We start from the raw sequence: 6,105 nt of genomic DNA, 5'->3' as shown, positions 1-6,105 counted from the left end.
GTGGAATCCAACATAGCCGATAAACTCACCTGTTTCCTTAATTTCAACGGCATACAATCCGAATCCTGTTTCCTCAAATTCAGAATTAATCCTATCAACAAAGCCATTTGATTCTTCAACAGATAATGGTGCCGGAAAGTATCTCATGACATTATCATTGCTGTTCAATTCAGCAAATACATCCCTGTCGGTCATTCTCCATGAACGCAAAATCAGTCTTTCAGTTTCGATATATGTTGTATCCATGTTGCAAAATTAGCCATTTTCAGTGAGTTTTCAGTGCCAATATGTCGTCATTCGTTTTCACCGGCGCGTAAACTTAACTCCAGTTATTATGCAGTCATATCAACTCAGGAAGTAGTGCTTGCTCGGATTTCTAAACGTGCGGAGCAGGGCTATTCTTTTGCCTTTTGGCTGAAAAATCTCCAGACACAAAATGGTATTTGCCTCCGCAAGCTCCGGCGAATACTTCATTTTGCACTCGTATTTTTCCACCAAAGGGTGAACAGCCCTTCTTTGCCTCCGCACGCTGCCGTGTCAACGAGCAAGCAAAACTTCGATAGTTGATAGACGCATAAAAAAATGTCGCACGATGAAAACGAACAACAACATATCAAACAGACGAGGCAGAGCATCCATCTCCAGTCTCAACCGCATAAAAAGGGTTATCCTTTGGTTGGTGGGGATAATTGGTGCAATACTCGGATTGGTGTTGTGGGTGTTTCTCCGACCGATATTCCGAGGTGTGGGCTGGGTTATTAGCCTTGCAACTGCCCTAATGATAATCTTTTGGCTACTCACTTTATAAAACTCAACTGATATGGCTACTATGAAATCAAACAACGCTGCAATCGCAGCTATGCAGCAGATGCTCCAAGAGCGTATTATCGCTGAACCCGCATTGGCTATAAAACTTGCCAATCCGAAGAAATCACTTGAAAGTGCTATCAACTATCTCTGCCACGAGATACAGAAAAGCGGTATGTGTGTCGTAGATGAACAGACCGTACTCTCAATCCTCCTGCATTTCTATGATGAGGACAGCATCGAGGACGGCGGAACTCCAATCAACTGCAACATCGTGGTATCCAAGCCGGAACTCTCCGATGAGGATAAGGCGGAACTCAAAGAGCAGGCGATGGAGCAATACAAGGAGGAGCAACTCCGAGAAATCAGACGGCAGTCAGCTCCGAAGGCTCAACCCAAGCCGACCGCCACCGCTCCCAAAGCCGGAGCAGAAATCAATGTTCAACCCAATCTTTTCGATTTCTAAAACTCCAAGGATATGAAACCTCGCAATAAGAAACAACAGCATATAGTGGAACTGAGTGGGCGACTTCGCCCGCTCACCACTCCCCAAATGAATTGGGCACTCAACTCAACTGTCAGTCACTATGGCTACCGACTGAAATCCGGAATGTGTACCTGTATGAAATGCGGTCACGAGTGGTTTGAGACCCGCAAAGAAATATGTCTATGCCCCGAATGTGCCACACAGATAGAAATCAAGGACACCAAAGAGCGTGTTATCCGTGACAAGTCCTATTTCAATGTAATCACCACCATTGAGGACTATCAGGTAGTAAGAATGTTCCTGATGATAGTTGAAATGCGCAAGGGTATGAAGGTAAAACCTGCCTACCTTGAAATCGGTCAGTATTTCATTGACCCCAAAGGCAATAAGACCGTTGTCGGTTTGCAGAGAACTCTCGGTTACTACATCGACTCTTTCGCTTTTGGTTCTCCATTGGAGATAAGGTGTGACAACGAAGCCTTCCAACGCATATCCGATGAATGGGTTTACCCTCGCATCAAGGTCACTGACACTATCAAGCGCAACGGGTTCAAAGGCAGTTGCCACCATATCCACCCCGTGACTTTGTTCCAAGAGTTACTGACCAACCCCAAGGCGGAGACACTGATGAAATCCAACGAGATAGAATTGCTCCGATACCTTTGCAGTTCAGACCAGAGGGCAAATGACATCAAGAGATATTGGAACACCATCAAGATAGCCAACCGCAATGGCTACAAGGTAAAAGACTCAGTTATGTGGGTTGACTACATCAAGATGTTGGAGCGTTGTGACAAGGACATTCAATCCCCCAAGTACATCTGCCCCGCCAATCTCCAAGAGGAACACGACCGGTATGTGAAGAAACTTCAGACTATCCAAGACAAGGCAAAGAGAGCCGATGACATCCGTAAAGCCCAAGAGAGGGAGGCGAGTTTCAAAGAGCAGAAAGAGAAGTTCTTCGGCATCCGTATCAATGACGGAGAAATTGAGGTCAAGGTTTTGGAAAGCGTTGAGGAATACCGACAGGAGGCTGAAAGTCAGCATATATGTCTGTTCAGCGCAGCCTATGACCAGCGTGAGGACAGCCTTATCTTCTCAGCGAGAATAGACGGCAGAATAATCGAGACCATTGAGGTTGACCTCAAAACCCTAAAAGTGGTTCAGTCAAGAGGAGTTTGCAATCAGAACACCGAGTACCACGACCGGATAATCAACCTCATCAACGCCAACACCCACCTTATCAAAGAAAGAATAACAGCATAACAATTGATTTCATAGTCAGAGTGGACGACCTCGTGATGAAGTCGCCCACTCATTTTTGTCAAAAATTTCGGCCACCACAGGCGGCGATGTGCGCGGTATATCTTATTTCGGTTGATAGACCTTACTTACGATTTTCCAGTCGGAGTCGGCCTTGACAAGGGTGAACATATCCGTGAACTCGTTTTCGCCAAATTTAGATTCGATACGCACCATAGCTACATCTCCTGCCACGCTACAGCTTGCTATCTCGTATGTGGCTTTGTGGGGTCCCGTCTGGTCATAATAGTCATAGAGAACTTGAATTGGTACAGTCACAAGGCTATCGCCCTCGGCATACGACATTGTGGCGGCAGGAGCGAAACCTTGCATGGCGATTTTGCTGTCGCCCTTTACAGCCGCTTCGGTATAATATCCGAGTGCCTTCTTGATTCCATCAATCTCATCAGGAGTGGTCTGACAGCAGGGCTGTTTTTCGCAAACGGAGTCGCACTTGGCGGCTGAATCGGTTTCACATTTGGCAGAATTGCCGCAGCATGACGAGAATCCTATAATAGTAGCGGCCAATCCCGCTATAATCATTTTATTCATATCCGTTTAATATTTGTCTTGAATGAAATGGGTTCTTTGGCGAGGCTCGTATTGTGGGTGCGGTTTGTCTTTCAGTGATTTAAGCATCCATGCCATATTTTCGCCAAGTGAGCGCATGGTCTGGAGTCCCTCTTTATCCTTCCGTACATCGTCAGGAGTGAAGCCGTGTACTGAGTTCCAGTATTGCGATGATACAACCGGAATATTGCAGATTGTGAAATACTGGTTGAGTTGCTCAAAGGTGGCCGAAGCTCCCNCACGGCGACATGATACAACAGAAGCTCCGAGTTTTCCTGCCATCTCACCTTCCTTGCAGAAGAACAGACGCTGACAGAACGAAGTAATCTGTCCAGTGGGTTGGCTATAATACACCGGGGAACCGAGTACGATTGCGTCAAACTCATCAAGCCGCTGCTGAATATCCTTTACCGCATCATCACGGAAGCAATGTCCGGTCTCGAAGCACTTCATACACGCTATGCAGCCTGCAACCGGTTTGTTTCCAAGGTATAATATCTCAGTTTCTATTCCATGTTTGTGGAGCGTATCTGCAACTTCGTTTAGTGCGGTAGCGGTGCAGCCCGCAGGGTGAGGACTGCCGTTTATCATCAACACTTTCATTTGCTGATGGTGTTTGAATTCTGGTTGTATGCCTTGGCGACACACTTCCACTCGCCATCGAGCTTGAGAAGCAGAAGGAAGTCTGTGAAGTCTATGGTGCCTCCCCAGCCTTCTTCGAGTACACGCACCACGGCTACGGTCTCTTCAACGGCAAGCACGTCGATACGAGCCTTGAACTCGGTGCCTGCGCCAACGGTGTCCACATTGTGGTAGAACTGCTCGATTGAACCGCGTTCAACGTTACCGTTCAGTATGCCGAACAGCACAGCATCGTCGGTGAACAGAGTCTTTGCGTACTCGCTGTTGCCCTCGGCAACGCTCTTTACAAACTTCTCGGCGGCTTTAGCCACTGCTTCGTATTCTTTGATTTCGTTTCGCATATCTTTATATATTTATTTGATTTTCTGAATGCAAAGTTACAATGGTAATATCTATAAATCAAGTACCGAAAAATTATTCATATACCGAATAATTTTTTCGGTATATGGAAATTAGGCAGTTATTGACTAACTTTGCAACCGGAAAAGATAAACAAACTCGAAACGATGGCATACGAAAAGAAAATACCAGTGGATCTGGACTGTCCTTTAAGGCTTACAATGAGCCTGATTGAATCGAAATGGAAGTCATGTATCCTTGATGAACTTAGAAACGGACAGCCTCTGCGCCCAAGTGAAATCCACAAATGTCTGCCGGAAGCGGCTCCGCGAGTGCTTGACATACAACTCAAAGAAATGGTTGAAGATGGACTCATCACGAAGATAATATATCCTGAGCTTCCACCCCGTTCCGAATATAAAATCACCGAACTCGGACAGTCACTTGTGCCAATCATTGACCAGATGCTCAAATGGGGTGAGGAGCACTTCGATATTTTCGAGCGTAAATACGGCAGTAAATGTAGAAAATAAAAGATGGGTCACATAGGAATCTCATCATTTTTGAGTAATTTTGTAATCTAAAACTCATCAAATTCAGAGCAATACAGAAAATGACTAAAGCAGAAATAGCGAATGAAATCGCAAAGACAACCGGCATTGACAAGGCCGCTGTCGTTAACGTTATCGAACAGTTCATGACCGTTGTAAAGGACAGCCTCGCTCACGGCGAAAACGTATATCTTCGTGGCTTCGGTTCTTTCATCGTCAAGCAGAGAGCCGAGAAGACCGCCCGCAACATCAGCAAGAACACCACACTCGTTATTCCGGCTCACAACATCCCGGCTTTCAAACCCGCCAACTGCTTCAAAGAGGAAGTCGCAAAGTAAATGGACGAGACCAAAAACTACCATTTCTTCCTTGCAATACCTCGTAGTGGATTGTCTGGTAGGGAGCATCAAATCATTATGAGAGTGATAAAGAACACTCTCGGCATTAAACCGCATGATTTGATGAAGAATATCTTTGTGTTCACTGTGAGGGATACGGATACACAAAGCGCACGTGAAAAGGTGCTGGACGCTATGAGAAACGCGGGTAAAGAAGCGGGAGTTTCCAATTTCCGTTACATCATGACACAAAGTACCTGCTTGGTAAATGATGATATTATCATTTGTGACGGACATCATTACGCCACCGAAATGGGGTTCTACGATAAATGAGTATGGACGATTTTGAGCTTGAAGAATACGGTGAAAACTCCGTTGATGATATGATGGTTGATTACGACTATCATATCAACACCGGCGACCTTCCGGAACTATTTGATGAATCATCGGTTGACGACTTCATCGCCAACCTTAACGACTGGGATTAAGTATTATTGAAAAAATGGCGGATATGCGTATATAAGTTTGGGAGTATAGAGAAATACCTCATCCGAATACTGCAAAGGCAAAGACTTGTAGAGGATTTAGGTTAAAGATTAGAGCGCAATAGTTTAAGTGCCCAGAATAATGAAATAATGAGTAGCGGACTATCAGATGTAAAAAAACACCAAAATCGGTATAAAATTAGTCTGCCATTATTATCTCATCGGTATTCTCTGCCAGTGCTGAACCACATTCAGGGCATTTACCCTCAACAGGATTCCACGAATACAAGATTTCGCAACAATCATCGCAGCGAAGATTATAACGTCTTTGCGTAATCTCATCAGCTGACAGATATTTTATCTCTTTGCAGTGTGGACAGCGGAACAGCAGATAATGTCCCGACATAAGTGCATAATGGCCGTATGGTTCTGTGTTGATACTGAATTTACACTTAGGGTTAGTGCATTCATAATGATGGAGCGTCGCCATATTTAATTTTATTAAATTGTCACTGGCGTCTCTTAAAATCTGTTAATGCGAAATTGTTAAACTCTGTATTCATGTTGGTTACGCGATTTTCTGG

General features: G+C 44.9%; 11 protein-coding genes. 6 read left to right on the top strand and 5 right to left on the bottom strand.

The genetic code is table 11. The features are described 5' to 3' along the window. On the bottom strand, positions 1-246 hold a 246-nt coding region (locus JX312_RS07860), incomplete at its 3' end, for a GNAT family N-acetyltransferase (RefSeq protein WP_204457624.1). Between the two features lie 574 nt (positions 247-820). Here JX312_RS07860 and JX312_RS07855 point away from each other — a divergent pair. Together JX312_RS07855 and JX312_RS07850 are read left to right on the top strand one after the other, a co-directional pair. Continuing rightward, complete coding sequence (locus JX312_RS07855; RefSeq protein WP_204457623.1) at positions 821-1,273, top strand: Cas9 inhibitor AcrIIA9 family protein; 453 nt, start codon at positions 821-823, stop codon at positions 1,271-1,273. Between the two features lie 12 nt (positions 1,274-1,285). Then, positions 1,286-2,560: a PcfJ domain-containing protein gene (locus JX312_RS07850; protein WP_204457622.1), complete on the top strand. Its 1,275-nt coding sequence runs from the start codon at positions 1,286-1,288 to the stop codon at positions 2,558-2,560. 102 nt (positions 2,561-2,662) lie between these two features. On the opposite strand, the gene JX312_RS07845 is transcribed toward JX312_RS07850, so the two are convergent. From JX312_RS07845 to JX312_RS07835, 3 genes are all read right to left on the bottom strand, one after another. Then, positions 2,663-3,148 (bottom strand): nuclear transport factor 2 family protein, encoded by a 486-nt coding sequence (locus tag JX312_RS07845; protein WP_204457621.1) that lies wholly within the window; start codon positions 3,146-3,148, stop codon positions 2,663-2,665. A 6-nt stretch (positions 3,149-3,154) separates the two neighbouring features. Further along, positions 3,155-3,769: a flavodoxin family protein gene (locus JX312_RS07840; RefSeq protein WP_204457620.1), complete on the bottom strand. Its 615-nt coding sequence runs from the start codon at positions 3,767-3,769 to the stop codon at positions 3,155-3,157. Further along, positions 3,766-4,149: a nuclear transport factor 2 family protein gene (locus tag JX312_RS07835; RefSeq protein ID WP_204457619.1), complete on the bottom strand. Its 384-nt coding sequence runs from the start codon at positions 4,147-4,149 to the stop codon at positions 3,766-3,768. The genes JX312_RS07840 and JX312_RS07835 overlap by 4 nt, the downstream gene beginning before the upstream one ends. A 165-nt stretch (positions 4,150-4,314) precedes the next feature. On the opposite strand from JX312_RS07835, the gene JX312_RS07830 reads away from it, so the two are divergent. The 4 genes from JX312_RS07830 (at position 4,315) to JX312_RS07815 (ending at position 5,524) form a co-directional block, all read left to right on the top strand. Continuing rightward, positions 4,315-4,680: a helix-turn-helix domain-containing protein gene (locus JX312_RS07830; RefSeq protein WP_239653856.1), complete on the top strand. Its 366-nt coding sequence runs from the start codon at positions 4,315-4,317 to the stop codon at positions 4,678-4,680. 80 nt (positions 4,681-4,760) lie between these two features. Next, positions 4,761-5,036, top strand: coding sequence for an HU family DNA-binding protein (locus tag JX312_RS07825; protein WP_204457618.1), 276 nt, complete (start codon positions 4,761-4,763; stop codon positions 5,034-5,036). After that, entirely contained in the window at positions 5,037-5,369 is a 333-nt protein-coding gene (locus JX312_RS07820) for a hypothetical protein (protein ID WP_204457617.1), read from the top strand. A 2-nt stretch (positions 5,370-5,371) separates the two neighbouring features. Beyond that, complete coding sequence (locus JX312_RS07815) at positions 5,372-5,524, top strand: hypothetical protein (RefSeq protein WP_204457616.1); 153 nt, start codon at positions 5,372-5,374, stop codon at positions 5,522-5,524. Positions 5,525-5,720: 196 nt separating this feature from the next. Here JX312_RS07815 and JX312_RS07810 read toward each other — a convergent pair whose 3' ends face one another. Next, positions 5,721-6,011, bottom strand: coding sequence for a hypothetical protein (locus JX312_RS07810; RefSeq protein ID WP_204457615.1), 291 nt, complete (start codon positions 6,009-6,011; stop codon positions 5,721-5,723). Positions 6,012-6,105 lie beyond the last annotated feature (94 nt).

It is taken from the genome of Barnesiella sp. CU968 (assembly GCF_905219685.1).
Taxonomy (GTDB): domain Bacteria; phylum Bacteroidota; class Bacteroidia; order Bacteroidales; family Muribaculaceae; genus Lepagella; species Lepagella muris_A.
Note: the sequence above shows the minus strand (reverse complement) of the source record. Positions and strands in the feature narration are given on the sequence as shown.